General features: G+C 66.7%; 27 protein-coding genes. 17 read left to right on the top strand and 10 right to left on the bottom strand.

What is annotated here, in order from left to right:
* Positions 1-119: 119 nt before the first annotated feature.
* Positions 120-869, bottom strand: coding sequence for an SDR family NAD(P)-dependent oxidoreductase (locus A5727_RS19230; protein WP_068253297.1), 750 nt, complete (start codon positions 867-869; stop codon positions 120-122).
* Between the two features lie 124 nt (positions 870-993).
* Positions 994-1,515 carry a hypothetical protein gene (locus A5727_RS19225; RefSeq protein WP_068253289.1) on the bottom strand — a complete coding sequence of 174 codons (522 nt, stop codon included), beginning with the start codon at positions 1,513-1,515 and terminating at the stop codon, positions 994-996.
* A 149-nt stretch (positions 1,516-1,664) separates the two neighbouring features.
* Between A5727_RS19225 and A5727_RS19220 the strand changes: the two genes are divergently transcribed.
* The 5 genes from A5727_RS19220 to A5727_RS19200 all read left to right on the top strand — a co-directional run bounded on the left by A5727_RS19220 (position 1,665) and on the right by A5727_RS19200 (position 5,804).
* Complete coding sequence (locus tag A5727_RS19220) at positions 1,665-2,267, top strand: TetR/AcrR family transcriptional regulator (protein ID WP_068253286.1); 603 nt, start codon at positions 1,665-1,667, stop codon at positions 2,265-2,267.
* Positions 2,268-2,454: 187 nt separating this feature from the next.
* On the top strand, positions 2,455-3,813 hold the full coding sequence (locus tag A5727_RS19215; protein ID WP_068253283.1) for an aromatic ring-hydroxylating oxygenase subunit alpha: 1,359 nt from the start codon (positions 2,455-2,457) through the stop codon (positions 3,811-3,813).
* 31 nt (positions 3,814-3,844) lie between these two features.
* Entirely contained in the window at positions 3,845-4,309 is a 465-nt protein-coding gene (locus A5727_RS19210; RefSeq protein WP_068253279.1) for a hypothetical protein, read from the top strand.
* An 89-nt stretch (positions 4,310-4,398) separates the two neighbouring features.
* Positions 4,399-5,613: a cytochrome P450 gene (locus A5727_RS19205; RefSeq protein ID WP_082949900.1), complete on the top strand. Its 1,215-nt coding sequence runs from the start codon at positions 4,399-4,401 to the stop codon at positions 5,611-5,613.
* Positions 5,610-5,804: a ferredoxin gene (locus A5727_RS19200; RefSeq protein WP_068253276.1), complete on the top strand. Its 195-nt coding sequence runs from the start codon at positions 5,610-5,612 to the stop codon at positions 5,802-5,804. Before A5727_RS19205 ends, A5727_RS19200 begins: the two co-directional genes overlap by 4 nt.
* A 1-nt stretch (position 5,805) precedes the next feature.
* Here A5727_RS19200 and A5727_RS19195 read toward each other — a convergent pair whose 3' ends face one another.
* Positions 5,806-6,978: an acyl-CoA dehydrogenase family protein gene (locus A5727_RS19195; RefSeq protein WP_068253312.1), complete on the bottom strand. Its 1,173-nt coding sequence runs from the start codon at positions 6,976-6,978 to the stop codon at positions 5,806-5,808.
* A gap of 201 nt (positions 6,979-7,179) precedes the next feature.
* Between A5727_RS19195 and A5727_RS19190 the strand changes: the two genes are divergently transcribed.
* From A5727_RS19190 to A5727_RS19175, 4 genes are read left to right on the top strand one after another with little or no spacing between them, the layout of a single operon-like run.
* Positions 7,180-8,280, top strand: a complete 1,101-nt coding sequence (locus A5727_RS19190; protein ID WP_068253309.1) for an amidohydrolase family protein — start codon at positions 7,180-7,182, stop codon at positions 8,278-8,280.
* A gap of 10 nt (positions 8,281-8,290) precedes the next feature.
* Entirely contained in the window at positions 8,291-9,457 is a 1,167-nt protein-coding gene (locus A5727_RS19185) for an amidohydrolase family protein (RefSeq protein ID WP_068253265.1), read from the top strand.
* Positions 9,458-9,461: 4 nt separating this feature from the next.
* Positions 9,462-9,854 carry a Rieske (2Fe-2S) protein gene (locus tag A5727_RS19180; RefSeq protein ID WP_068253263.1) on the top strand — a complete coding sequence of 131 codons (393 nt, stop codon included), beginning with the start codon at positions 9,462-9,464 and terminating at the stop codon, positions 9,852-9,854.
* 18 nt (positions 9,855-9,872) lie between these two features.
* Positions 9,873-10,748 (top strand): alpha/beta fold hydrolase, encoded by an 876-nt coding sequence (locus A5727_RS19175; RefSeq protein ID WP_197507701.1) that lies wholly within the window; start codon positions 9,873-9,875, stop codon positions 10,746-10,748.
* A gap of 8 nt (positions 10,749-10,756) precedes the next feature.
* Here the strand turns inward: A5727_RS19175 and A5727_RS19170 are convergent, their stop codons facing one another.
* Positions 10,757-11,230, bottom strand: a complete 474-nt coding sequence (locus A5727_RS19170; RefSeq protein WP_068253306.1) for a hypothetical protein — start codon at positions 11,228-11,230, stop codon at positions 10,757-10,759.
* A 62-nt stretch (positions 11,231-11,292) separates the two neighbouring features.
* Here A5727_RS19170 and A5727_RS19165 point away from each other — a divergent pair, with 62 nt between their 5' ends.
* The 8 genes from A5727_RS19165 to A5727_RS19130 all read left to right on the top strand — a co-directional run bounded on the left by A5727_RS19165 (position 11,293) and on the right by A5727_RS19130 (position 18,716).
* Entirely contained in the window at positions 11,293-12,603 is a 1,311-nt protein-coding gene (locus A5727_RS19165; protein ID WP_068253249.1) for an NADH-ubiquinone oxidoreductase-F iron-sulfur binding region domain-containing protein, read from the top strand.
* A gap of 8 nt (positions 12,604-12,611) precedes the next feature.
* Complete coding sequence (locus A5727_RS19160; protein WP_197507702.1) at positions 12,612-12,914, top strand: ferredoxin; 303 nt, start codon at positions 12,612-12,614, stop codon at positions 12,912-12,914.
* Entirely contained in the window at positions 12,911-14,590 is a 1,680-nt protein-coding gene (locus A5727_RS19155) for a thiolase C-terminal domain-containing protein (RefSeq protein ID WP_068253245.1), read from the top strand. Before A5727_RS19160 ends, A5727_RS19155 begins: the two co-directional genes overlap by 4 nt.
* Before the next feature lie 108 nt (positions 14,591-14,698).
* The gene (locus A5727_RS19150) at positions 14,699-15,604 is read left to right on the top strand and encodes an alpha/beta hydrolase (protein WP_068253243.1); all 906 of its coding nucleotides are present in this window, start codon (positions 14,699-14,701) and stop codon (positions 15,602-15,604) included.
* The gene (locus A5727_RS19145; RefSeq protein ID WP_068253241.1) at positions 15,604-16,422 is read left to right on the top strand and encodes an NAD(P)-dependent oxidoreductase; all 819 of its coding nucleotides are present in this window, start codon (positions 15,604-15,606) and stop codon (positions 16,420-16,422) included. The genes A5727_RS19150 and A5727_RS19145 overlap by 1 nt, the downstream gene beginning before the upstream one ends.
* On the top strand, positions 16,419-17,219 hold the full coding sequence (locus A5727_RS19140; protein WP_068253238.1) for an NAD(P)-dependent oxidoreductase: 801 nt from the start codon (positions 16,419-16,421) through the stop codon (positions 17,217-17,219). Before A5727_RS19145 ends, A5727_RS19140 begins: the two co-directional genes overlap by 4 nt.
* Positions 17,220-17,316: 97 nt before the next feature.
* Positions 17,317-18,519, top strand: coding sequence for a cytochrome P450 (locus A5727_RS19135; RefSeq protein WP_068253234.1), 1,203 nt, complete (start codon positions 17,317-17,319; stop codon positions 18,517-18,519).
* Positions 18,519-18,716: a ferredoxin gene (locus tag A5727_RS19130; protein WP_068253231.1), complete on the top strand. Its 198-nt coding sequence runs from the start codon at positions 18,519-18,521 to the stop codon at positions 18,714-18,716. The genes A5727_RS19135 and A5727_RS19130 overlap by 1 nt, the downstream gene beginning before the upstream one ends.
* A gap of 60 nt (positions 18,717-18,776) precedes the next feature.
* On the opposite strand, the gene A5727_RS19125 is transcribed toward A5727_RS19130, so the two are convergent.
* The 6 genes from A5727_RS19125 to A5727_RS19100 all read right to left on the bottom strand — a co-directional run bounded on the left by A5727_RS19125 (position 18,777) and on the right by A5727_RS19100 (position 24,467).
* On the bottom strand, positions 18,777-19,295 hold the full coding sequence (locus tag A5727_RS19125; protein WP_068253227.1) for a hypothetical protein: 519 nt from the start codon (positions 19,293-19,295) through the stop codon (positions 18,777-18,779).
* Entirely contained in the window at positions 19,292-19,897 is a 606-nt protein-coding gene (locus A5727_RS19120; RefSeq protein WP_068253303.1) for a TetR/AcrR family transcriptional regulator, read from the bottom strand. The genes A5727_RS19125 and A5727_RS19120 overlap by 4 nt, the downstream gene beginning before the upstream one ends.
* A 202-nt stretch (positions 19,898-20,099) precedes the next feature.
* A complete protein-coding gene (locus A5727_RS19115; protein ID WP_068253224.1) occupies positions 20,100-21,248 on the bottom strand; it encodes an acyl-CoA dehydrogenase family protein in 1,149 nt (382 codons plus the stop codon).
* A 19-nt stretch (positions 21,249-21,267) separates the two neighbouring features.
* A complete protein-coding gene (locus A5727_RS19110; protein ID WP_068253221.1) occupies positions 21,268-22,410 on the bottom strand; it encodes a thiolase family protein in 1,143 nt (380 codons plus the stop codon).
* 49 nt (positions 22,411-22,459) lie between these two features.
* The gene (locus tag A5727_RS19105) at positions 22,460-23,704 is read right to left on the bottom strand and encodes a CaiB/BaiF CoA transferase family protein (protein WP_068253218.1); all 1,245 of its coding nucleotides are present in this window, start codon (positions 23,702-23,704) and stop codon (positions 22,460-22,462) included.
* 4 nt (positions 23,705-23,708) lie between these two features.
* Positions 23,709-24,467: an SDR family NAD(P)-dependent oxidoreductase gene (locus tag A5727_RS19100; protein ID WP_068253214.1), complete on the bottom strand. Its 759-nt coding sequence runs from the start codon at positions 24,465-24,467 to the stop codon at positions 23,709-23,711.
* Positions 24,468-24,476: the final 9 nt, after the last annotated feature.

Genomic DNA, 24,476 nt, shown 5'->3' with positions numbered 1-24,476 from the left:
CCCCCCCCCCCCCCCCCCCCCCCCCCCCCCCCCCCCCCCCCCCCCCCCCCCCCCCCCCCCCCCCCCCCCCCCCCGCGGGCCCCCCCCCCCCCCCCCCCCCCCACTTCTCGTTTGCGGGGTCAGATGACGGCGCCGCCGTTGACGCCCAGGACCTGGCCGGTGATGAAGCCGGCCTCGTCCGAGCACAGGAATGCGACAGCGGCCGCGATGTCCTCGCCGGTGCCCATGTGCCCCACCGGAATCCGCTTGGCGAGGTCTTCGGGGTTGAACAGGTTTCCGGTCGCCTGAGACTGTCGGGCCATCGGGGTGTCGATGCTCGACGGTGGAATGTTGTTGACCGTGACGCCCTTCTTGGCATACTCATTGGCCAGCGACCGGGTCAGCGTGATCACCGCGCCCTTGGCCGCGGCGTAGTGCGCCATGTACGGCGAACCACGCTGCGCACTCGACGACGAGATCATCACGATGCGCCCCCATCCCGCCGCCACCATGTCCGGCAGGGCGACCTGACAGCAGTGGAAGGTGCCCGTGAGGTTGACGTCGATGATGTGGTTCCACGCCTCGACAGTGATCTCGGAGAACTTTCCGAAGCCGACCTTGCCCGCACTGGTCACCAGTATCGCGACCGGGCCCAGTTCGGCACGGACACGCTCGAATGCCGCCTCCACCATGAACCGATCGGCGACATCGACACCGACGCCGATCGCCGTCCCGCCCGCGGCCTTGATCTCGTCGGCAACCCGTTGTGCCGCTTCGACGTTGATGTCGAGCACGGCGATCGCATTGCCGCGCTTGGCGAGTTCATGACAGCTGGCCTCCCCCATGCCGGATCCGCCGCCGGTGACGACTGCCACCCGTGCACCGATCATCCGGTGTGACCGCCGTTGCCAGTGTTCGCCGGTATGTCGACCTCCCGCGCAGCGTTGAGCTCGACGTCCCAGGGGTCGTGAAGATTCCCGGTCGGTCCTGCCGTCACTGCTTCAGCTCCGCCGTTCACAGCGTGAGGCTGTGCTTCTCGAAGTGCCGGGCCAGGGCCTGCATGTACTCGTCACCGTGGAACGGCCCGCGCGCGCCGATGGCCTTCTCGAGAAAAGGCCCGTACTCCTCGTCGTTGACGTAGGTGGACCAGTGGGTGATCTGGGCCTCGTCGTTGGTCTCAACGAAGCTGATCGAGTAGAAGCCCATGGTCTCGCCGTCGACGGAGGTGCCCTCCCACCGGTTGCGCATCACGAAGCCGTTGTCGGCCGGCCAGCACTTGAACTCGACAGGCTTCCAGTCCGGGAACACCACCGAGTACGCCTTGGCCTCGACTGTGGCGGCTGTGTCGAACGACGTCGCGACGTCCTTGAGCACCAGTTCCTGGTCGGCCACGAAGTAGGGTGAGGTGTACACCGCATCGTCGGTGAACTCCCACTCGTCGTACGAATCGCCTTCCTGCACCGTCTGGAGCACGTACTTGTCGCGATAGCTCTCAGCCATCCGACGGTGTTTGGCGATGCGGTCCACCAGTTCCATTGCGTTCCTTTCGCGGTGACGCGCAGCGCCCGCTGTGGCGCAGCGCACACCGTGAATATACAGAGATGTATCTTGGATACAAAGGTGGATTTGGCAACTCGCCAACCCGTGCGGCGCCTACGCCCCACCCGTCCTGGGAGGATGTCAACGTGGCGGAACGGTGGACACGGCAACGACGGGTCGAGCACACGCGCACTCTCCTGCTTGACGCCGCCGAGGAGGTGGTGGCGCGCGACGGATTCGGTGCGGCGGCGCTGGAGGTCATCGCCGACGCCGCGGGATACACCCGCGGTGCGATTTATGCGCACTTCGGCACCAAGGAGGAGCTCTTCCTCGCCGTGATGGAACGCCAACTGCAGCGGTTCCTCGACGGGTTCAACGACATTGTGGACTCCTTCGAGACACTGGGCGACTTCGATGCCGACAAGCTCTCGCAGCGATGGCGCGAGTTGACGATCGGCGCACCGAACCGCGCGGCACTCGGACACGAGTTCACGCTGTTCCTGCTGCGCAATCCCGAAGCCCGCGCGCGGGTCTCGGCGCAGCGACGCCAGACCGTGAGATCGCTGGCCGACTACATCGACGCCCACCTGGAGAAGATCGGCGGCCGCCTGCGGGTCCCGTCCGAAACCCTGGCCAAGGTGCTCATCGCCACCAACGAGGGCGTGACGCTGGCCAGCCATATCGATGACGAAGACCTCTACGGCCCCTTCCTCGGCATGGTGATGAGCCATGTCGAACCCCTTGACTGACTTCTGATCTCGCCCCGCGTGCGGGCGCTTCTTCGGCCACGAGTCCCCCAACAGGTGGGACCGGGGCTGAAATCTGCATGCTTGAATCTTATATACACCTATGTATATTAGTGATGCGAGTCACGTGCACGCGCACAGCCTGCGCGTGCTCACATTCGACGCACAGCCGCGACCAGGAGGTTGGCCAATGCAGACAGCACGACCCGGGGAATGGGTGGACCAGGACGGCACCGGCCTCGATGACATCGCGCCCGACCGCTACCGGATGCAGATCCCGACCGAACGCTATGTCTCACCGGAGTTCGTTGCCCGCGAGCGTGATTCGATCTGGATGAAGACCTGGCAGGTGGTCGGCCGGGTCGATGATCTGCCCAAGGTGGCCGACTGGAAGCAGTATCGGATCTTCGACCAGTCCTACATCGTGGTGCGCGGCAAGGACGACAAGATCCGTGGCTTCGTCAACGCCTGCCGACACCGCGGCAACGTGCTGTGCCGGGAGTCCACCGGGAATGCCAAGCGCGGCTTCCTGTGCCAGTACCACCTGTGGTCCTACGACCTGCAGGGCAACCTCAAGGGCATGCTGCGCGAGGCGCTCGCCGGCCCGATCGACAAGGCCACGCACGGCCTGATCGAGGTGCCGGTGGACACCTTCGCCGGCTTCATCTTCCTCAACCCAGACCCGAATGCCGAGGAGTTGTCGGAGTTCATCGGCGAGGAGGTTGCGACGCTGTTGGCGCCCTACCACCTCGACGAGATGGTCACCGTGATGGACGTGACCGAGGCCATCGACTGCAACTGGAAGGTCGTCATGGACGCCTTCCAGGAGGGGTACCACATCGACGGGATCCATCCGCAGCTGCTGCAGGTCATCAACATCGACCCCAAAACCAGCCGATACCGCTTCTTCGACAACCACTGCGTGTCCATGGCACCGTTCGATGTCGTCGGAGCCAGTCCGGAGTCCCAGGTCGACGGGATCATGGCACTGCCCGAAACCTTCCCCTCCACGGTCGCGGTGCTGCCCCGCTTCCAAGAACTCGTCGAGCAGTACCGCAACGACGACGGCACCCTGACCTTCCCGGAGGGGATCAAGGCCCGAAACATCCTGCAGCAGGCCACCCGCGACACCCTGACCGGTATGGGTCTGGACGTCAGCGGCCTGACCGATGCCCAGATGAGCGACAACCACGGGTGGGTGTTGTTCCCCAACTTCTTCATGACGATCCGCGCCGGCGAGGCCACCATCGTCATGTCGATGCCACATCCCGACGGCGACCCCAACCGCTGCATCTGGCACGTGGCGAGCTACATGTGGCTGCCCGACGAACACAAGGCCGCCTTCACCGCCGAGCCGATCGTGGTCGACGAGCCGGGCAGCTTCAAGTATTTCGAAGCCCTGCAACAGGATTACGTGCAGATGCCCCGCCAGCAGATCGGGCTGCGCAACTCAAGCCTCGAACACATGGCCCTGGTCAAGGAGGAGGTCGTGATCGCCCACTTCCACTCGGTGATCGACAAGTACCTGGCCGCCTCCCCCGCACGCTGAACTCACCCCGCCACCCCGAGAAGGATCTCCGTTGTCAGACATCGACGCGGCCGTTGCCGGCCATGAGGGCCGGTCACGCATCGCCCTGCAGTACACCCAGACCACCAAGCGCCTCAACGACGCCGCCAAACAACCCGGGTTCTCCAAGAACAGTTGGGGCCCGCTCGCGGAGTTGGTCGCCGTCGACGAGTTCGAGCGCGTCGGCAACTTCAAAGAGGTGATGAACTGGACCGAGTACATCGAGTTTCTGACCAACTGGGCGCCGTCGTCGGAGTGGGAAGGCTCGTTCAAACGCGTCAGCGAGGTCAACGGCGTAGTGTTCCTCGAACTGGAGGAGCGCAGCAGGGTCGGCGATTTCGAGTCGGTGGTCAACTCGCTGACGGTGTTCGAGTTCACCGAAGACGACAAGATCCGCCATCTGGACCTGTATCTGCAGATGGCACTGCCCAACCTCGACATGCTGGGCAGCTATGAGGGAGTGGAGATCTCGGAGTGACGACCCAGGCCGACCGAGCAGATGTCGAGGGACGCGACTTCTTCACCGACAACACGGTCCTGCACGATCCGTATGAGTTCTTGGCGGAGATGCGCAGCCGGTCTCCCCTGCTTCCCGAACCCCATCACGGCGTCGTGATGGTCACGGGGTACGACGAGGGCGTCTCGATCTACAACGACACCGAGAACTTCTCGGCGTGCCTGTCGGTCACCGGACCCTTCCCCGGATTCCCCGTGCCGCTGGAAGACCATGGCGACAGCGACATCTCGGGCCTCATCGAGGCCCACCGCGACGAACTGCCGTTCAACGATCAGCTGCCGACGTTCGACCCGCCCAAGCACACCGACCACCGCGCGATGCTGTCGCGGATGATCACGCCCAAACGGCTCAAGGAGAACGAGGAGTTCATCTGGAAGCTGGCCGACCGGCAGTACGACGAGGTGCTGGTCGACGGGCGCTGCGAGTACAACGACGGCTACGGCAGCCCGTTCGCGATGCTGGTGATCGCCGATCTGCTGGGTGTGCCGGAGAGCGACCACGACGAGTTCCGGCGGGCGCTGCTGGCGGGCCGCACCGGCACGATCGGCAGCAGCAGGGGTGACGCGCTGCAGCACTCACCGCTGGAGTACCTGTACGGCAAGTTCACCGAGTACATCAGTGATCGGCGGGCCAACCCGCGCGACGACGTGCTGACCGGAGTGGCTTCGGCCACGTTCCCCGACGGCAGCATGCCCGAGGTGATCGATGCGGTTCGGGTGGCGTCCAACCTCTTCGCCGCCGGGCAGGAGACCACCGTTCGGCTGCTGACCGCGGCCGTGCGGATCCTCGCCGAGGATCAGGAACTGCAGTCGAAGATGCGCGCCGACCACACCTTGCTGCCGAAGTTCGTCGAGGAGACGCTGCGCTACGAGAGTCCCGTCCGCGGTGACTTCCGGCTCTCCAAGGTGCCCGTGACCGTCGGCGGTGTGGACCTTCCGGCCGGCACCACCGTCATGCTCGTCAACGCGGCGATGAACCGCGATCCCCGCAAGTTCGAGCATCCGGACGTCTTCGATCCCGAGCGCGCCAATGCCCGCAACCATGTGGCCTTCGGCCGTGGCCCGCACAGTTGTCCCGGAGCGCCGCTGGCCCGCACCGAAGCGATCGTCAGCCTGAAGCGGCTGCTGGAGCGCACCTCGGAGTTCTGGATCGACGAGGAGGTGCACGGCCCTCCGGGAGACCGCCGGTACAAGTACCTGCCGACGTTCATCCTGCGCGGCCTGACCAACCTCAACATCCGGTTCAGCCCGGCGGACGGGCAGTGAAAGTCTCGGTCGATCCCGACCGGTGCGCAGGGCATGGAGTCTGTGTCGCGATCTGCGACACAGTCTTCACCCTCACCGAGGGCGGCTACGCTGAGGCGATCGCCGACGAGATCCCTTTGGAATCAGTGGAATCCGTTCGCGAGGCCGCTACGCAGTGTCCCGAGCACGCGATCAGCATCGACGAGGGCTGACTCAGCGCAGCGGCAGCCCGAGTCCGCGCGCGATGATGTTGCGCTGGATCTCCGACGTCCCGCCGGCGATGGTTCCCGCGAAGCTGCGGAAGTAGCGTTCGATCCAACTGGCCGACAGATAGTCCAGATCGTAGGGCCGGTACTGCGATGTCGTCGCCGGGTGACGCAATCCCTCCACGCCCGTGGCGTCCAGCGCGGCCTCGGTGGCATCGCGTTCGGCTTCTGAGCCGAGCACCTTGAGCACCGAGATCGTCGTCATGTCGGTCTCCCCGCGCGCGGCCTTGGCGATCGCGGCCGAGCCCAGCAGGCGCAGGGCCTGATAGTCCATGAGCAGCGTGGCGTAGCGGTCCCGGCCGAGGACGTCGGTGGGCCGGAAGTCCTCGATCAGGTTGTGCAGGCGATCGGCGTACTGCATCCACATCATGGTGCGCTCGTGACCCAAGGCACCGTTGGCCACGCCCCAGCCCCCGTTGAGCGGACCGACCAGGTTCTCCCGTGGGACCCGGACGTCGGTGAAGAACACCTCATTGAAGTCGAGGTCGTCGTGGTGGCACACCGTCGGGAACGGCCTGCGCACCAGGCCCGGGCTGTCGGTGGGGATCAAGAGCACCGAAAGCCCCTTGTGCTTGGGCACATCCGGATCGGTCCGGACGAACGTCAGCAGGACGTCGGCGTCGTGGGCGCCGGAGGTCCACACCTTCTGGCCGTTGACCACGAAGTCGTCGCCATCGAGCACGGCCTTGGTGCGCAGCGAGGCCAGATCCGACCCCGCGCCGGGTTCACTCATCCCGACCGAGGCCGTCATCTCCCCACGCAGGATCGGCACGGCCCACCGTCGCTTCTGCTCATCGCTGCCGAACGTCAGGATCGACGCCGCGACGATGCCGACGCCCTGCGGATTGAAGCTGTGGTAGATCCGGCGCTTCGACAGCTCCTCGCGGTGGACGTACTGCTGCACCACGCTCGCGTTGCGGCCACCGAACTCCGGTGGGTTGCCCGGCAGCAGCCAACCGTGGTCGAACTGGCAGGCCTGCCACCGCCGGGCCCATTCCGGGATGTGCGAGCACGTCTGAGAGCGCTCGGCGGTCTCCGCCTCGGGCGGCAGGTGTTCTTCGAGGAATCCGACGAATTCCGCCCGAAACTGCTCGACCTCGGTGTCGAATTCGAGTTGCACGCGTTCTCCCTCGGCCTGGTCTCCCACAGCGGGCTTCCTGCGAGAATATCATTCTAGTATCCTGGAATCGAAGTCTCCACGCGCGCGCCGAGGCCCAGCCCGGACCTCGGGAAACACACTCGATGTTAGCGAGAATTCGATTCTTGCCCTCGAAGAACGGGGTTGTACTATGAGTCACATGTCCGACGGTGGGCCACGATCATGATCCGAATCGGAGACGGCGCCGACGCCGTCGACACACCCTTGATCGACGCCAGCGTGCACATCTTCTTCGGGTCCAACAAGGACCTGCGGCAGAACTTCATGAACGAGCCGTTCCGCAGTCGCGGCTTTCCGGACTATGAGATGGACTGGTACGGCGCACCCGGGGGCGAGTACGCCAAGGGCACCAAGGGCCCGGACGGCCAGTACCCCGGATCCGACGTCGACGTGGTCGCCAAGCACCTGTTCGGTGACCGCGGCGTCGACGTCGCAGTGCTCCATCCCATGACGCGGGGCGTCATGCCCGATCGACACCTGGGCACCGCGATCGCCGCGGCGCACAACGACATGATGGTGACCCGCTGGCTCGAACATGACCAGTACGGTGAGCGGTTCCGCGGCACCATTCGGGTCAACCCCGACGACATCGTCGGGGCACTGCGCGAGATCGAGAAGTACCGGAACCATCCGCGCGTGGTGCAGATCGGCATCCCCCTGCAGTCGCGCGAGCTCTACGGCAAGCCGCAGTTCTGGCCCCTGTGGGAGGCCGCGGCCGACGCGGGCCTGCCCGTCGCGACCCACATCGAGGTCGGTGCCGGAATCGGCTTCCCGCCAACGCCGTCCGGACGCACCCGCACGTACGAGCAGTACCAGGGCTTCATGTCGCTGAACTACCTCTACCACCTGATGAACATGATCGCCGAGGGCGTCTTCGAGAAGTACGACGCACTGAAATTCGTCTTCGCCGACGGCGCCGGAGACTCAATGACCCCGTTCATCTGGCGGATGGACTGCTTCGGCCGCCCGCATCTCGAGCAGACCCCGTGGGCACCCAAGATGCCCAGCGAATATCTGCCCGGCCACGTGCATTTCGTCCAGGGTCCGTTCGACGGTCCGGGCGACGTCGAGTACGCCGGCGAATGGTTCGGATTCACCGGGAAAGACGACATGACCATGTTCGGGTCCAGCTATCCGCACTGGAATCTCGCCGAGGTGAAGGTGCCCAGCGCCTACAGCGCCGAGCAGCGCGAGAAGTACTGCTGGCGCAACGCCGCCCAGTTGTACGGCATCGACGTTCCCGCCCCGACGGTCACACAGTAAGGAGCACGCCATGACAACGACAGGGCCTGCCAAAGCCGTCACACAGACCGCCGAGCGAACCACACCCGTCGAACGCACAGCGATCCGCTGTGTGGATTCCGACGTGCATCCGGTGCCCAAGCGCGGGCAACTGCTGCCGCACATCCCGGAGCCGTGGCGCAGCAGGTACTTCCTGAGCCACCAGTTCGGCGAGCAGATCTACTACGACGCCCCCGACTACGCACACGCGTTCGCGATGCGCGTCGACTCGTTTCCCGACGACGGCGAGTTCGCCTGCAGTGATCCCGATCTCGCGTTCAAGCAGTTGATCATGGAGGCCGGGTCCGACATCGCGATCCTGGAGCCGGGAACCTACACGTGCCGTATTCCCGAGGCTGACCATGCCATGAGCCAGGCGCTGAACTCCTGGCAGGACGCCTGCTGGCTGGATTCACACAACAACTGGCACCAGCGCTGGCGCGGGTCCATCTGCGTCTCGATCGAAGCACCCGAACTCGCGGCCGCCGAGATCGAGAAGTGGGCCGGCCACCCCTACATGGCCCAAGTCCTGATCAAAGCCGAACGCAGACCCGCCTGGGGCGACCCGATGTACGACCCGGTCTGGGCCGCGGCCACCAAGCACGACATCACCGTGTCCTGCCACCTGTCCCGGGGTACCCACGACGAGCTGCCCATGCCGCCGGTCGGGTTCCCCAGCTACAACCACGACCTGATGGTCACCTACTCGCTGCTGGCCCACAACCAGATCATGAGCCTGATCTTCGACGGGGTCTTCGACCGCTTCCCCACCCTGCGCATCGTGTTCGTCGAACACGCCTTCACCTGGATCCTGCCGCTGATGTGGCGCATGGACGCCATCTATGAGGCCCGCAAGCAGTGGATGGACATCAAGCGCAAACCCAGCGACTACGTCAAGGACCACATCAAATTCACCACCCAGCCGCTGGACTACCCCGAGGACAAGACCGAACTGTCTCGGGCGTTGGAGTGGATGGAGTGCGAGAAGATCCTGCTCTACAGCAGCGACTACCCGCACTGGACCTTCGACGACCCGCGCTGGCTGGTCAAACACCTGCCCGAACACGCCCGCGAGGCCATCATGTTCCGCAACGGCATCGCCACCTACCACCTGCCCGACACCGTCCCCGCCCTCGAGGGACAGGTCCGGGTGTTCTGAAGCCATGGCAGACGAGACCAAGCCGCCCCGCCTTGCGCAGGGGCGTGAGCACGTCGTTGCGACGGTGGACGAAATCCCGCCGGGCACACACAAACTCGTGCCCATCGGCCGCCACGGGGTGGGGGTCTACAACGTCAACGGGACGTTCTATGCGATCGCGAACTACTGTCCGCACGAAGGGGGACCGCTGTGTTCCGGGCGGGCGCGGGGACGCAACATCGTCGACGAGAATGTGCCCGGTGACGCGGTGATGGTGCGCGATATGGAGTACATCTACTGTCCGTGGCACCAGTGGGGGTTCGAGTTGGCCACCGGCACCACTGCGGTCAAACCGGAGTGGAGCATCCGCACCTACCCCGTCCGGGTCGTCGGCAACGACGTCCTGGTACAGGCCTGACCCCGCATTGGAGCAGCGTTGCCCGACAAGAAGATCGAGATCAACGGCGGCAATGTCGTCTACGAGATCCTCGGCAAAGAGGGACCGTTCATCGCGCTGACCCCCGGCGGCCGGTTCAGCAAGGACATCCCCGGGCTCAAGCCGCTCGCACGCAAGCTCGTGGCAGGCGGATACCGGGTTCTGCTGTGGGACCGGCCCAACTGCGGCAAGTCCGATGTGCAGTTCTATGGGCAGAGCGAGTCGCATATGCGGGCCGAGACGCTGGCGCAGCTGATCACGCGTCTCGAGATCGGGCCGTGCATCATCGCCGGTGGATCCGGCGGCGCCCGGGACTCGATGATCACCACGATGCTCTACCCCGAACTGGTGACCAAACTGGTGGTGTGGAACATCGTCGGGGGTGTCTACGGATCGTTCGTCCTCGGCGGGCACTACATCGTCCCGAGCATCCTCGCGGTCCGCGGAATGGGCATCAAAGGTCTTCTGCACGTGCCAGAATGGAAGGAACGTATCGCAGACAACCCGGACAACCTGGACCGGTTCAACGCGCTCGACCCCGACGAGTTCCTCAAGGTGATGCTGCGCTGGCTCAACGCGTTCGTGTCCAAGCCCGGGCAGACCATCCCCGGCGTACCCGACGAGATGTTCGACAACATCACCGTCCCCACACTGATCATCCGCGGCGGTGAGAACGACTGGGACCACCCGAAGCGGACCTCGTTCGAGGTGAACTGTCTGATCAAGGGCTCCGAACTGATCGATCCGCCGTGGCCCGAGGACGCCTGGGAGCGGGCGGGTGAGAAGTTCGCCGCCAGTGGCGGAAAGAAGTTCTGCCTGTTCGACACCTGGGTCCAGGCGGCACCGGCGATCCTGGACTTCCTGGACCGGCCATGACCGACCGGTCACACCGTGTGGATTCGGACCTCGCAGTTCAGGGAGGCCTCGAGTGCCGTGTGGATTCGGCTCTCCGGCACGCGTTGCAGATCAGCCCTGGCCAGGGTCACGTCGACGATGTCCCAACCCTCGCCGCTGGGTGTCCGTTCGATCTGTCCGGTGAGGCCGAACCCGGCGAGCACGCCGTGCGCATCGTCGTCGGTACCGTGGCTGACGAAGGTCAGCACCCCAGCCACGGGCGTGGTTCCGAACGCCTTGCCGCACAGGGTGTTGGCGGTCTCCTGCAGTTCGGCGGGATCCGCGCCGGTCATCAGGAGCTCGACCTCACGCCGGCTCGGCGGCAGCGCAGTCAGGTCGTTCGGGATCAACTCCGCCCCCGCCGCGTCGGCCAGGCCGATCAGCGCCGCCATCCCCTCGGTCACTGCGCTCGCGGTCAGGCTCCCGTCGGGGTCGACCTTCACTCGCACCACTGCCGTCCGCATGTTCATGAGCCTAACCATCTTCGGCGCCACCCCGCCCAGCCCCCGGTTCGCAGGAGACAGCCATGAACACCACTCAGACAGCCGGCGCCGACATCGTCGTCGGCGCTTGGCCCTCACTCTCCCCGCGCCTGCTTCACACCCGCGACGGGGCCGAGACCGACAGCGATTACCGCAGCGATGGCGGCTACGCCCCGCTGTCGGACGTTGAGGCCCTGGTGGTCGAGGTCGGCAGGGCCGGGATCCGCGGTCGGGGCGGGGCGGCGTTCCCGATGGCGGTCAAGCTGCGGACCCTTCGCACGGCAGCAGCGGCCGGTCACGACACCGTGCTCGTGGCCAACGGCGAAGAGGGCGAACCATCCTCGATCAAGGACAGGTGGCTGCTGCGCAACCGACCCCACCTGGTCCTCGACGGAGTCCGCTTGGCCGCGCGGCTCATCGGCGCCAAGCATGCACACGTGTACGTATCGGATCCGCCGTCGGCGCAGAGTGTCTCGTCGGCGTTGGCACAGCTTCACCAGGCCGCGCCCGATGTCCTGGGTGACCTGACGGTCAGTGTGCGCGTCGTCGACCCCGGCTACGTCGCCGGGGAGGAGAGCGCGGCGGTGCGTGCCATCAACGGCGGGCCCGCCAAACCCACCGACAAGCCACCACGGGTCTTCGAGGAGGGTGTCGGCGGCCTGCCGACGCTGGTGAGCAACGTCGAGACCCTGGCGAATCTGCCCTTCGTCCAACGCCACGGCGCGGACGTCTACCGTGAAGTCGGCACCGCCGAGTCACCGGGCACCTTCCTGGCGACCATCACCGGCGGCGGACGCCCGCCCGGTCTGTACGAACTCCCACTGGGCGTCAGTGTCGCGGAACTGCTTGCCCTGCACGGTGTTCCGGCGGACCAGGTTCGCGGCGCATTGATGGGCGGCTACTTTGCCGGCCTGTTGGGCCGAAACGTCGTCGACACCACACTCGACCACGAGTCACTTCAGGCGCTGGGCAGCGGACTGGGCTGTGGCGCGGTCTCGGTACTCACCGACGAGTGCCCCGTCGCGGTCGCGGCCTCGGTGCTGTCCTACTTCGACCGGGAGAATGCCGGTCAGTGCGGATCATGTTTCAACGGCACCGCCGCGATGGCCGCCGCCGCGGGCGCACTGCGCGACGGCACCGCGACCGCCGACGATCTGGCGCGCCTGCAGCGGTGGTCGGTGGTGCTGCGCGGACGCGGGGCCTGCGCCACCCTCGACGCGGCCACCAACATCGCCGCGAGCCTGCTTGCGGTGTTCGGCGACGATGTCGAGCGACACCTGGCCGCAGACTGTGCGACCTGCCGCGCCGGCGCGTTCGTCGCACATCGCCCCTTTGAAGTGGAGGCGCTGGGATGAGCGACAACATGCGGATCAAGCTGGACCGGACACTGTGCGACGGGTTCGGCATCTGCGCCAAGCATGCGCCGGAGTACTTTTCGCTCGACGACTGGGGATACGCGGTGCTCGTCGGCGGCGGCGTGGTGCCCGAGCGTGACCGCGACGCCGTGATGCGCGCGCTCCTCGACTGCCCCGTGCACGCGATCATGGAGATCACCGAACGACGCCCCGGCGAACCGCCAGCCGCACCCCCGGTGCAGCATGACGAGGACCCAGGCGAACACCTGAAAACCGAAGACAACGAAGCGGAGTGGGGTTTCACCCGATGAGTTCCAACGACAGACCGTCGCGTCTGCCCCTGCCCCAGCTGACGCTGGACAACGAGTTCTTCTGGACCGCGGGCGGGGACGGGGTGCTGCGGATCTGCGAATGCCAGAGCTGCCACGCGCTGATCCATCCCCCGCAGCCGATCTGCCGGTACTGCCGCAGTCACGACATGGGCGTGCGCGACGTCTCGGGCCGAGGCGTGCTGGCCGGTTTCACCGTGAACCATCGCTTCAGCATCCCTGGACTGCCCGCCCCTTATGTGGTGGCGCAGGTCGCGATCGAAGAGGATCCGCGGGTTCGGCTGACCACCAACATCCTGGTCGACATCGACGAGAACGGCGGTGTCGACCTGGAACTCGGCCAGGTCGTCGAGGTGGAGTTCGAAAAGGTCGCCGACGTTCATCTGCCGCTGTTCCGGCCCGTGACACCCAAGCAGCTCGGAGAGCTTCCCGCCGACGAGATTGCTCCGGAGGAGTTCTCAAAGTTCGTCCGGCCCATGGTCAGACAGGACAAGTTCGAGGACAAGTCGGCGATCACGGGCATCGGCATGTCCCGGATCGGACGGCGGCTCATGGTGCCGCCGATCTCACTCACCATCGAGGCCTGTGAGGCGGCGGTCGCCGACGCCGGCCTGACCCTGGCCGACATCGACGGTCTGTCCACCTATCCCGGCCTCGATGTCGCCGGCATGGGCGAGGGTGGAGTCAACGTGCTCGAGGGCGCGCTGGGCATCCGGCCGACATGGATCAACGGCGGGATGGACACGTTCGGTCCCGGCGGTTCGGTGATCGCGGCGATGATGGCCGTCGCGACCGGGTTGGCGCGCCACGTGCTGTGCTTCCGCACGCTGTGGGAGGCCACCTACAACCAACTGCTCAAGGAGGGTAAGGCCGCCCCCGCCGGCGGAATGCGAACCACCAACTGGCAGGCACCGTTCGGCGCCACGTCGGCCGCGCACACCCTGGCGCTCAACGCGCAACGGCACTTCGCCCGCTACGGCACGACGCGGGAGACGCTGGGCTGGATCGCGTTGAACCAGCGGGCCAACGCGTCGATCAACCCCACCGCGATCTACCGCGACCCCATGACTATGGAGGACTACCTGTCGGCGCGGCCGATCACCACGCCGTTCGGCCTCTACGACTGCGACGTGCCGTGCGACGGCGCGGTCGCGGTGATCGTGTCCGCCGTCGATGCGGCCCGCGATCTTCCCAAGCCGCCGGTGTACTTCGAAGCGGTCGGCACGCAGATCATCGAACGCACCGACTGGGACCAGACCACCCTGACCCATGAGCCGCAGGTGCTCGGCCAGTCCGCACACCTGTGGAGCCGAACCTCACTGCGGCCCAGCGATGTCGACGTGGCCGAGCTGTACGACGGCTTCACGTTCAACTGCCTGTCGTGGCTTGAGGCGTTGGGGTTCTGCGGGATCGGCGAGGCCAAGGACTTCCTCGACGGCGGCGCGAACATCGCGCGCGACGGCGTGATCCCGCTGAACACCCACGGTGGCCAGCTGTCCCACGGCCGCACACACGGTATGGGCCTGATCCACGAGGCGGTCACCCAGCTGCGCGGGGAGGCCGGTGAGCGCCAAGTCGCCGATGCCCGCGTAGCCGTGGCCAGCAGTGGCGGGTTGACACCGAGTGGAGTGCTGCTGCTGCGGAACGACACCCCGTGAACGACGAACCCGAAGGCGCAGCCGAGGGGAAGGAGTCACGGAACTGAACACAGTGAACGACGAACCCGAAGGCGCAGCCGAGGGGAAGGAGTCACGGAATTGAGCCCAGTGACCGCCCCGACCGCGCGTGTGGTCCTCGTCGACGGCGTACCGATGTCCGGTCTGCTGGCCGAGGCCGAGAATCCGCGTGCGGTCGTCGTCGCCCTGCACGGCGGGGCGACCACCAGCGCGTACTTCGACTGCCCGGGGCATCCCGCGCTGTCGCTGGTCCGGTTCGGCCCGACACGCGGGTACACCGTGCTGGCGCTCGACCGGCCGGGATTCGGTGCCTCGGCGCTCTACGCCGAGGAGTTCACCGATCCGGCGCGGCGCACCGAGATGGCCTGGGCGGCAATCGACAAGATCCTTGGGGACCGGGACCGCGGCGCCGGGCTGTTCGTCCTGGCGCACTCCAACGGCACCGAACTCGCATTGCGCCTGGCGGCCCACGAGGAGCGCGGCCCGGCGCTTCTGGGCGTCGAGATCTCCGGCACCGGACTACGTCAACAGGACGCGGCCCGCGCTGTCCTCGCGGGCGCATCGGTGACCAACGTCCCCACCGGCCTGCGCGGCCTGCTGTGGGAGCCCGCCGAGCTCTATCCCGATGGCATCGCTTCGGCGATGCGCATCAAAACGGGGCCCATCTCCCCCGGCTACGAAGCCGACGTCGTCGCGACCTGGGCCGAGACCGTCACGGAACTGGCTGCGCGCGTTCGTGTTCCGGTGCGCTATGTGCTGGCCGAGCACGAGCGGGTATGGTCCACCGACGAAGCCGCGGTCCGCGAGGTCACGGCGTTGTTCACGGTCTCCCCCGATGTCACTGCCGTCCACCAGCCAAATGCCGGACACAACCTGAGCCTGGGACACGCGGCCACCGAGTACCACCACGGCGCAACCGCGTTCGTCGAGCACTGCCGAGTCCGCCGGAATTCGGCGGATGGGACCACTACCGATTTCACGATGGAGGCCAGTTGATGCGAGTCGGATTCATTGGATTGGGCAGCCAGGGCGGACCGATGGCGCGCGCCATCGTCGACTCCGGCATCACCACCACCCTCTGGGCGCGACGCCCCGCCTCGCTGGAACCGTACGCAGACACCGCGGCCAAGGTCGCCGGTACCCCCGCCGAACTGGCCGCCGCCAGTGACATCGTGTGCCTGTGTGTCATCGGCGACGACGACGTGCGCCAACTCGCCTACGGGGACGACGGACTGCTCGCCGGCCTGAAACCCGGCGGCATCATCGTCATCCACAGCACCGTGCACCCCGACACCTGCCGCGAACTGGCCGAAAAGGCCTCCGCACAGGGGGTTTCCGTCGTCGACGCGCCGGTCAGCGGCGGTGGCCCCGCGGTCGAGGCCAAGCAGCTGCTGGTGATGGTCGGCGGCGACGAGGCCGACATCGAGAAATGCCGCCCGGTGTTCGAGACCTACGCCGACCCGATCGTGCACCTTGGCCCACTGGGCGCCGGGCAGGTCAGCAAGATCCTGAACAACCTGCTGTTCAGCGCGAATCTGGGTGCCGCGATCAGCCTGCTCGAGTTGGGTGAGCAGTTGGGCGTCGCGCGCACGAAACTGGGCGAGGTGCTCACCCGCGGGTCGGGCACCAGCAAGGCGCTGAACAGCATCGCGACGTTCGGCGGCACCCTCGAGCATCTGGCTCCCATCGCGGGTGCGCTGCTGCAGAAGGATGTTCGCCTGGCCGCCGATCTGGCGTCCAAGGCCGGCGCGCAGGAGGGCACGGTGTTCGTCGCCGCCGACACCGCGCTGGATCGGATGGACTCCCGCCGATGAAAGTCGGCTTCGTCGGCGCAGGCCGGATGGGCGCCCCGATGGTGGTGCGGCTCATCGACGCCGGTCACGAGGTCGTCGTCCTGGGCCGCACCCCCGAAAGGCGCGACGAGCTGACGAGCCTCGGTGCCCGTGCGGTGGCCGAACCTCGTGAGGTCGCCGCCGGCGCCGACATCGTGGTGGTGTGTGTGTTCACCGACGGGCAGGTTCGGCAGCTGTGCCTGGGGTCCGAAGGCCTGGTCGCGGCGATGCGGTCCGGGTCGGTTCTGGTGCTGCACACCACGGGCAGTCCCCGCACCGCCGAGGCGCTGGCCGCCGAGGGCGAGCGCAACGGTGTCGCGGTCATCGACGCACCGGTCAGCGGCGGCCCGCACGACATCGCCGCTGGGAGCGTGACGCTGTTCGTGGGCGGCGCCGACGACGCCGTTTGCAGGGTTCGCCCGGCACTGGAGAGTTACGGCGACCCGATTGTGCACGTCGGCGGAGTCGGAACCGGACAGAAGATGAAGCTTGTCAACAACACGCTGTTCGCGGCCCAGGTCGGGCTGATCGCCGAGGCCGCACGGCTGGCGGGCACGCTCGGAATCGAGGAGTCGGCACTGCTCGAGGCGCTGCCCCACGGCAGCGGCGCCAGCAGGGCCGTCGGCAACGTCGCCCGCGCCGGGTCGTCGGCCGCATTCATCAGTGCTGTCGCCGAATTCATCGGCAAGGACGTCGCCGTCGTTCGGGAGACCGCCGCAGAACTCGGCGCCGATCTGGGCCGTCTCGACCAGTTGGTCGAGGCAGGTTTGGGGCGATGAAACCGGCGAATCCCGGGCCATCCCGCACCCATTACTGTTAACGTTACAGTTCAACTTCTGTCCGTAACTTTTCCGCCCCTCAGCCCGCGGAGGACCAATGACCAGACCCCAGGTCGTTTTCGATCCGTTCTCAGACGAGTACTTCAACGATCCCTATGAGATCTACCTGCGCATGCAGGACGAGGCACCGGTGTACTACAGCGAGGAGTTCGACTTCTATGCGCTGACCCGGCACGCCGACGTCGCCGCCGCCCTCAAGGATCACGAGACCTACTCCTCCACCCGCGGTTGCGATCTGGCCATGGTGCAGTCCGAGGAGGGACCGCAGAAGTCGATCATCTTCATGGATCCGCCGGAGCACCGCGTGATGCGGAGCCTGGTCAACAAGGCGTTCACGCCGCGCGCGATCCAGTCCCAGCGCCAGACGGTCGAGGAACTCGTCGACCATTACCTGTCTCAGGTCGACCCCGACAACTTCGACATCATTCAGGACTTCTCGGGCCCGTTCCCCGTCGAGGTCATCACCCGGATGGCGGGTGTGCCCGAGGACTACCGACAGATGGTGCGGCACTGGATCGACACGTCGCTGACGCGTGAACCCGGCAACATCGGCTACACCGAGGCCGGCATGGCCGCGGCCATCGAGTCCGGCATGTACTACTACAAGCTGGCCCAGGAACGGCGGGCGAATCCCCAGGATGACATGCTCAGCCGCCTCGTGGCGGCCGAGATCCTGACCGAGGACGGCCAGGTCCGCAAACTCGACGACGTCGAGATCGCGGGCTTCGCCTCACTGCTCGGCGGCGCGGGCGCGGAGACCGTCACCAAGCTCGTCGGCAGCGCGATGGTGACCTTCGCCAAGAATCCCGAGCAGTGGCAGAAGCTGCTGGACGACCGCAGCAAGATCCCCGCAGCGGTCGAGGAGATGCTGCGATTCGACGGACCAGTGCACTACAACGTGCGCTTCACGCTCAAGGAAGCACACCTGCACGGCACCACCATCCCCGCAGGCAAGCCGGTGTTCCTGATGAAGGCCGCCGCCAACCGGGACCCGCGCGCATTCACCGACGCCCACATCTTCGACATCGACCGTGACCGCACCGAGTCACAGAACCTCGGCTTCGGCTACGGCATCCACAGCTGCCTCGGCGCGGCCCTGGCGCGGCTGGAGACCACGATCGCGTTGGAGCGGCTCCTGGATTTCATGCCTCGCTACGAGGTCCAGTGGGACGGACTGGAGCGGGTGCACATGCAGAATGTCGCTGGTTTCCACCATGTTCCGGTGAAGGTGCTGCGCTGATGAGCGGAAAAGTGGAAGTCGACTTCGAACTCTGCGAGGCCAACGGGGTGTGCATGGGCATCATCCCCGAGGTCTTCGACCTCGACGACCAGGACTATCTGCACGTCCTCACGGATGAGGTGACGCCGGAGAATGAGGCGCAGATCCGTGAGGCCGTGCGGCAGTGCCCGCGGCAGGCGATCAGCATCCGGGAGTAGGACCGACACGCGAAAGCGGCCACTGAGTCACATGCTCAGTGGCCGCTTTCGCGTGTGGAATCAGCTGGCGGGCACGAGGTCTGCGGCCACCGGACACGACGCCGGGGTGCCGCTGCGGAACGTCTCGATCACCGAACCCGCGGGAACATCCCGGCAGTCGAGCGCGGCGAGCGCCTGCGCCTTGAACGCGCGGGCGGCGACACTGAGCCGATGCTCGACCGAGCCGACACCGCTGTGGTCCAACTCCGCCGGCCAGGACTCGCCCCACAGCGTCACCTCGGTCTGTCCGCTTTCGAGAGCCTGGCGCACGCCCTCCCGGATCCGCGAGTCGTGTTGGTACAAGTCGGCTGCGACCGCGAGCGCATGCGGCCGCAGCCCGTTGGGACCGGTGGCCAGTGCAGACTCGAGGTCACCGGTGTCAGCGCCGATGATCTGCAGTGCGCGATCGTCGGCCGCCTCGGCGCGGTGCAGCAGCACCCGGACGTCCCAGCCGGCCATCACACGATCGAACATCCACCCGCCGGCGGCTCGCACGGCCTCAGCCACCGTGGGCGCGACGACGTCGAGCCGGTACCTCATGATGTTGCCTCCGGCGCGAACTCCCGCGCCAGGGATTTCGCGTACTCGCGCAACGCTTCCTGCAGCGGGATCGAGGGATCGAGCAACCATGAGATTTCCATTCCGTTGACGAGGGACACAATCTGCACTGCTTTGAGGGCGGGGTCGAAGTCAGAGCGGTACCGGCCGGATTCCTGACCCCGACGGATGAGGTCGGCCACGATGTCGACAGCGGCACGCTGCCTGTTGAACATGCGATCGTGCAGCGGGGCGTCGGGCATCAGGTTCTCGACGAGCAGCACCGAGTAGGTGCCGACCAGTTCCGGGTTTCGGTCCACGCGAGCACCCACACGCGCGATCTGCTCCAGCAGGTCGCCGGAGCGGTCCGCATGAGCGTCGTCGTCGGCGTCGCGGGCGTCGACGACGGCGTGCAGCAACTGTTCCTTGGACTCGAAGTGGTGCAGCAGTCCCGCGGCGCTGACGCCCGCCTCTTTAGCGATCTGCGCCAGGGTGGTGTTGCGCCACCCGTTGCGGGTGAGCAGCCGCTGCGCTGCGGCGAGGATCCGGGCTTTGCGGTCCTCACCTTTGGCCAGCAACGTCGCATATGGCCTGGCAGAGGTCACGAAGAAGGACACTTCCTGATTGAGCGAACCAACTTACTGAACACACAGTAGGTCGGTTTCATCAGTGTGACAAGGGTCTCTTTTGACTTATTTTGTGCTACGCCACACCAGTCCCGCGCGTGTTTCGCCCATAACAACGTTTGGGCGCGAAAACCCCAGGTTTTCGCGCCCAAACGTTGTTATGGGCGAATATGTCGGGGCGCTATAGTCCCAGCGACTTGGCGATGATCACCTTCATCACCTCAGACGTCCCGGCGTAGATCCGTGCCACGCGCGCATCGGTGTACAGCCGCGCGATCGGATACTCCATCATGTAGCCGTAGCCGCCGAACAGCTGCAGGCAGCGGTCGATCACCCGGGCCTGCATCTCGGTGCAGAACAACTTGACCCGCGCGGCGTCGGCGCCGGACAGTTCACCCGCCACGTGCTCGGCGACAGCCTGGTCCAGCATCGCCTGGGCGGCCTCGACCTCCGTCGAGCACGCCGCCAGTTCGAACTTGGTGTTCTGGAAGGACGCCACAGGAGTGCCGAAGGCCTTGCGGGACTTGGTGTAGTCGATGGCCGCGGTGATCGCCGAGCGCGACTGCGCCACCGAGCCGACCGCGACGGTGAGCCGTTCCTGGGCGAGGTTGTGGCCGAGGTAGGAGAACGCCTCGCCCTCCTCCCCCAGTACGTTGGCAGCGGGCACCCGCACGTCGGTGAACGACAGTTCGGCGGTGTCCTGAACCTTGCAGCCCATCTTGTCCAGTTCACGGCCGCGCTCGAAGCCGGGCATACCGTCCTCCACCACCAGCAGCGTCAGCCCCCTGCGGCGGTTGTCGGGGTCGGTCGAGGTGCGCGCGACGACGATCACCAGGTCGGCCTGCATGCCGCCGGTGATGAACGTCTTGGCGCCGTTGAGGACGTACTCGTCGCCGTCCCGCACAGCCGTGGTGCGCACCCCGGCGAGGTCGGATCCGGTGCCCGGTTCGGTCATCGCGACCGCGGTCAGCAGGGTTCCGGCGGCCAGGCCCGGGAACCAGCGCTTGCGCTGCTCCTCGTTGGCGTAGTGCAGGAAGTACGGCAGGATCACCTCGAGTTGGGTGCGCACCGTGGAGAGCGTGACCAGCGCGCGGGCCGCCTCCTCCTGGAGCACCACGTTGTAGCGGTAGTCGGACTGCCCGCCGCCGCCGTACTCCTCGGGGATCGCGACACCCATGATCCCGGTCTCGCCGAGCTTGGCGAACGTCTCGCGCGGCATCCGGCCTGCCTTCTCCCAGTGCGGGTAGGCCGGCACGACCTCTTTCTCGATGAAGTCGCGGGCAAGTTCACGAAACGCCTCGTGATCCTCGGTGAACAGCGTCCGGCGCACAGTTGTCTCCTGATTCCCGCTAGACGAGCTCGACCACGGTGGCGTTGGCGGTGCCGCCGCCCTCGCACATGGTCTGCAGCCCGTATCGAATTCCGTTGTCACGCATGTGGTGGATCATCCGGGTCATCAGCACCGCACCCGAGGCGCCCAGCGGATGACCGAGTGCGATCGCACCGCCGAGTGGGTTGAGCCGGTCGGGATCCGCGCCGGTGTCGGCGAGCCACGCCATGGGTACGGGCGCGAAGGCCTCGTTCACCTCGAACACGCCGATGTCCCCGACACCCAGTCCCGCCCTGCGCAGCACCTTCTCGGTCGCTGGGATCGGTCCGGTGAGCATCAGCACCGGATCGGCGCCCGTGACCGCGCCTGCGACATAGCGCACCAACGGCGTCAGCCCGAGTTCGGCGGCCTTCTCGGCGGACGTCACGAGCAGCGCCGCGGCACCGTCGGAGATCTGCGAGGAGTTTCCGGCGTGGATCAGACCGTCCTCGGTGAACGCGGGCTTCAGTCCGGCGAGCTTCTCCGTGGTGGTTCCGCGCCGGATACCCTCGTCCGCGGTGACGGGCCCACCTTCGGTGGCCACCGGGACGATCTGGTCGGTGAATGCTCCGCGGTCCTGCGCGGCCGCCGCGAGTTCGTGTGAGCGCGCGGAGTACTCGTCGACCTGGGTCCGGTCGAATCCCCACTTCTGCGCGATCATCTCGGCCGAGATGCCCTGGTTGAACGAGAAGTCGTCGTACCGGGCGAAAACCTTGGGCCCGTATGGGGTTCCCGTCGAGCGGGCCGCACCCAGCGGAACTCGGCTCATCACCTCGACCCCACCGGCGACTACAACGTCCTGCTGGCCCGACATGACGGCCTGCACCGCGAAATCCAGCGCCTGCTGGCTTGATCCGCAGGCGCGGTTCACCGTGGTTCCCGGGATGTGCTCGGGCCACCCCGCGGCCAGCACCGAGTACCGGCCCAGGTTGCTGGACTGGTCACCGACCTGCGATACGCAGCCCCAGATCACGTCATCGATGATGCCGGGGTCGACGCCGGTGCGGTCCGCGAGTTCGTTGAGGACCAGTGCGGACAGGTCCGCCGCATGCTGGTCGGACAGGCCGCCGTTGCGCTTTCCGACGGGGGTGCGCACCGCGCCGACGATCACTGTTTCTCTCATGCCTGTTCCTCGATCCGTGTGTTCTGTGAGGCTGGGTCAGTGGGCTCGGTCAGTGGACTTCGGCCCGGTGGGCCGGCCCGATCGCGCCCTGGGCGCGCAGTGCGTCGATGTCGGCCGGCTGGTAGCCCAACTCGGCCAGCAGGGCGTCGGTGTGTTCCCCGAGTCCGGGCACCGCTCCCATGGGCTGTTCGAATCCGGCGATCACCGGGGGCGGCAGCAGCGCCTCGATCGGGCCCTTCGGCGTCGCCACCTCTCGCCATCGGTCGCGGGCCCGCAGGTGTGGGTGCGCGACGACCTCACTGGGCAGGTTGTATCGCGAGTTGCCGATCCCGGCCGCATCGGCGATCCGCTGGATGTCGACGAGATCGTTCTCCGCACACCAGGATCCGATCGCGGCGTTCAGCTCGTCGCGATGCGCGCAGCGGTCGCTGTTGGTGGCGAACTTCGGATCGTCGGCCAGGTCGGGCCGGTTGATGATCTCGCGGGCGACCCGCTGCCATTCCCGGTCGTTGGTGGTGCCCAGCACCACGGTCTGACCGTCCCGGGTGGGGAACGCCCCGTAGGGCGCCACCGCGGGGGAACTCATCCCCAACGGCTGCTGATCGATTCCGGAGTGCTGGGTGTAGGTCAGCTGGTAGCCCATGATGTCGGTCATGGTGTCGAACAGGCTCACGGCGACCGCGGGCATCGGCCCTTCAATGCGCCCCCGGGCGCGGCCGAGGAGCAGCGCCATGATCGACAGCGCGGAGTACAGACCTGTCGAGATGTCGGCGACGGGGGGACCCGGTTTAGCGGGCATCCCCGGATAGCCGGTCGCGGCACAGGTTCCGGACTCGGCCTGCACCAGGAGGTCATAGGCACGTTTGTGGGACAGCGGGCCGCCAGGCCCGTAACCGTCGATCTCGACGGGGATCACGTCGGGGTGCCGGTCGCGCAGGTCGGCGGCGGCCAAGCCCATCCGGGCCAGCGCGCCCGGCGCGAGATTGGACACCAGGGCATCGGCACGATCGAGGAGTTTGTGCAGGATCTCAATGCCCGCCGGGGATTTCAGGTCGAGGGTGATGGACTCCTTGCCCCGGTTGGCCCAGACGAAGTGTGCGGCGAGGCCCCCGGGTCCGTTGACGACGTCGTCGTAGTCGCGGGCGAAGTCACCGCCCTTGGGGTTCTCCACCTTGATGACGCGGGCACCGAAGTCGGCGAGCACCCGTGAGCACATGGGTGCGGACACGGCCTGTTCCATCGCGACGATCGTGATGCCGGCCAGCGGGCCCGATGCGGGCTGCGTGTCTGTCATGGCCTCACATAACCATGCCGCCATCGACCGGGAGCACCTGCCCGGTGATGTACGACGCCGCATCGGAGGCCAGGAAGACGAACGCACCGGCCACTTCGTCGGCCTGCGCCCAACGCTTCAGCGGGATGCGATTCATCATGTTGGCCGCGAACTTCTCATTGGTGCGGATGGTCTCGGTCATCGGCGTCGCGGCCAGCGGCGCCAAGGCGTTCACCAGGATGTTCTTGGGCGCCAGTTCACGCGCGAGTGACTTGGTGAAGCCGATGATGCCGGCCTTGGCCGCCGAATAGTTCACCTGCCCCAGGGTTCCGGTGATCCCCGCCGACGACGTCACGTTGATCACCCGGCCCGTGCCGTCGGTGGGGATGTGCGGCAGCGCGGCCTGGGTGACGTGAAAAGTCCCCATCACGTGGATGTCGAAGGTGAGCCGGAAGGTCTCATCCGTCAGCTTGGGGAACATCGCCGGGGACGTCACCCCGGCGTTGTTGACCACGATGTGCAGACTGCCCCCGCCAAGCGCGGCGGCCTGCCCCGCGGCGGCCACCGCGGCGTCGCGGTCACTGACATCCAGCGCTGCGCTGTCGGCTTTGCCGCCCGCGGTGTTGATCCGCTCGGCGACCCCGGCTGCGGCGTCGGCACTGATGTCGGTGACGAGCACGGTCGCGCCGGCGCCCGCGAGCGCCTCGGCCACCGCCGCGCCGATCCCGGCACCCGCGCCGGTCACCATTGCCGAACGTCCGGTCAGATCGAAATAGGTCCTCATCGAGGGGGG

Origin of the sequence: Mycobacterium sp. ACS4331, from assembly GCF_001667265.1 — a bacterium.
Taxonomy (GTDB): Bacteria; Actinomycetota; Actinomycetes; order Mycobacteriales; family Mycobacteriaceae; genus Mycobacterium.
This window is presented reverse-complemented; position numbering and strand designations above follow the sequence as displayed.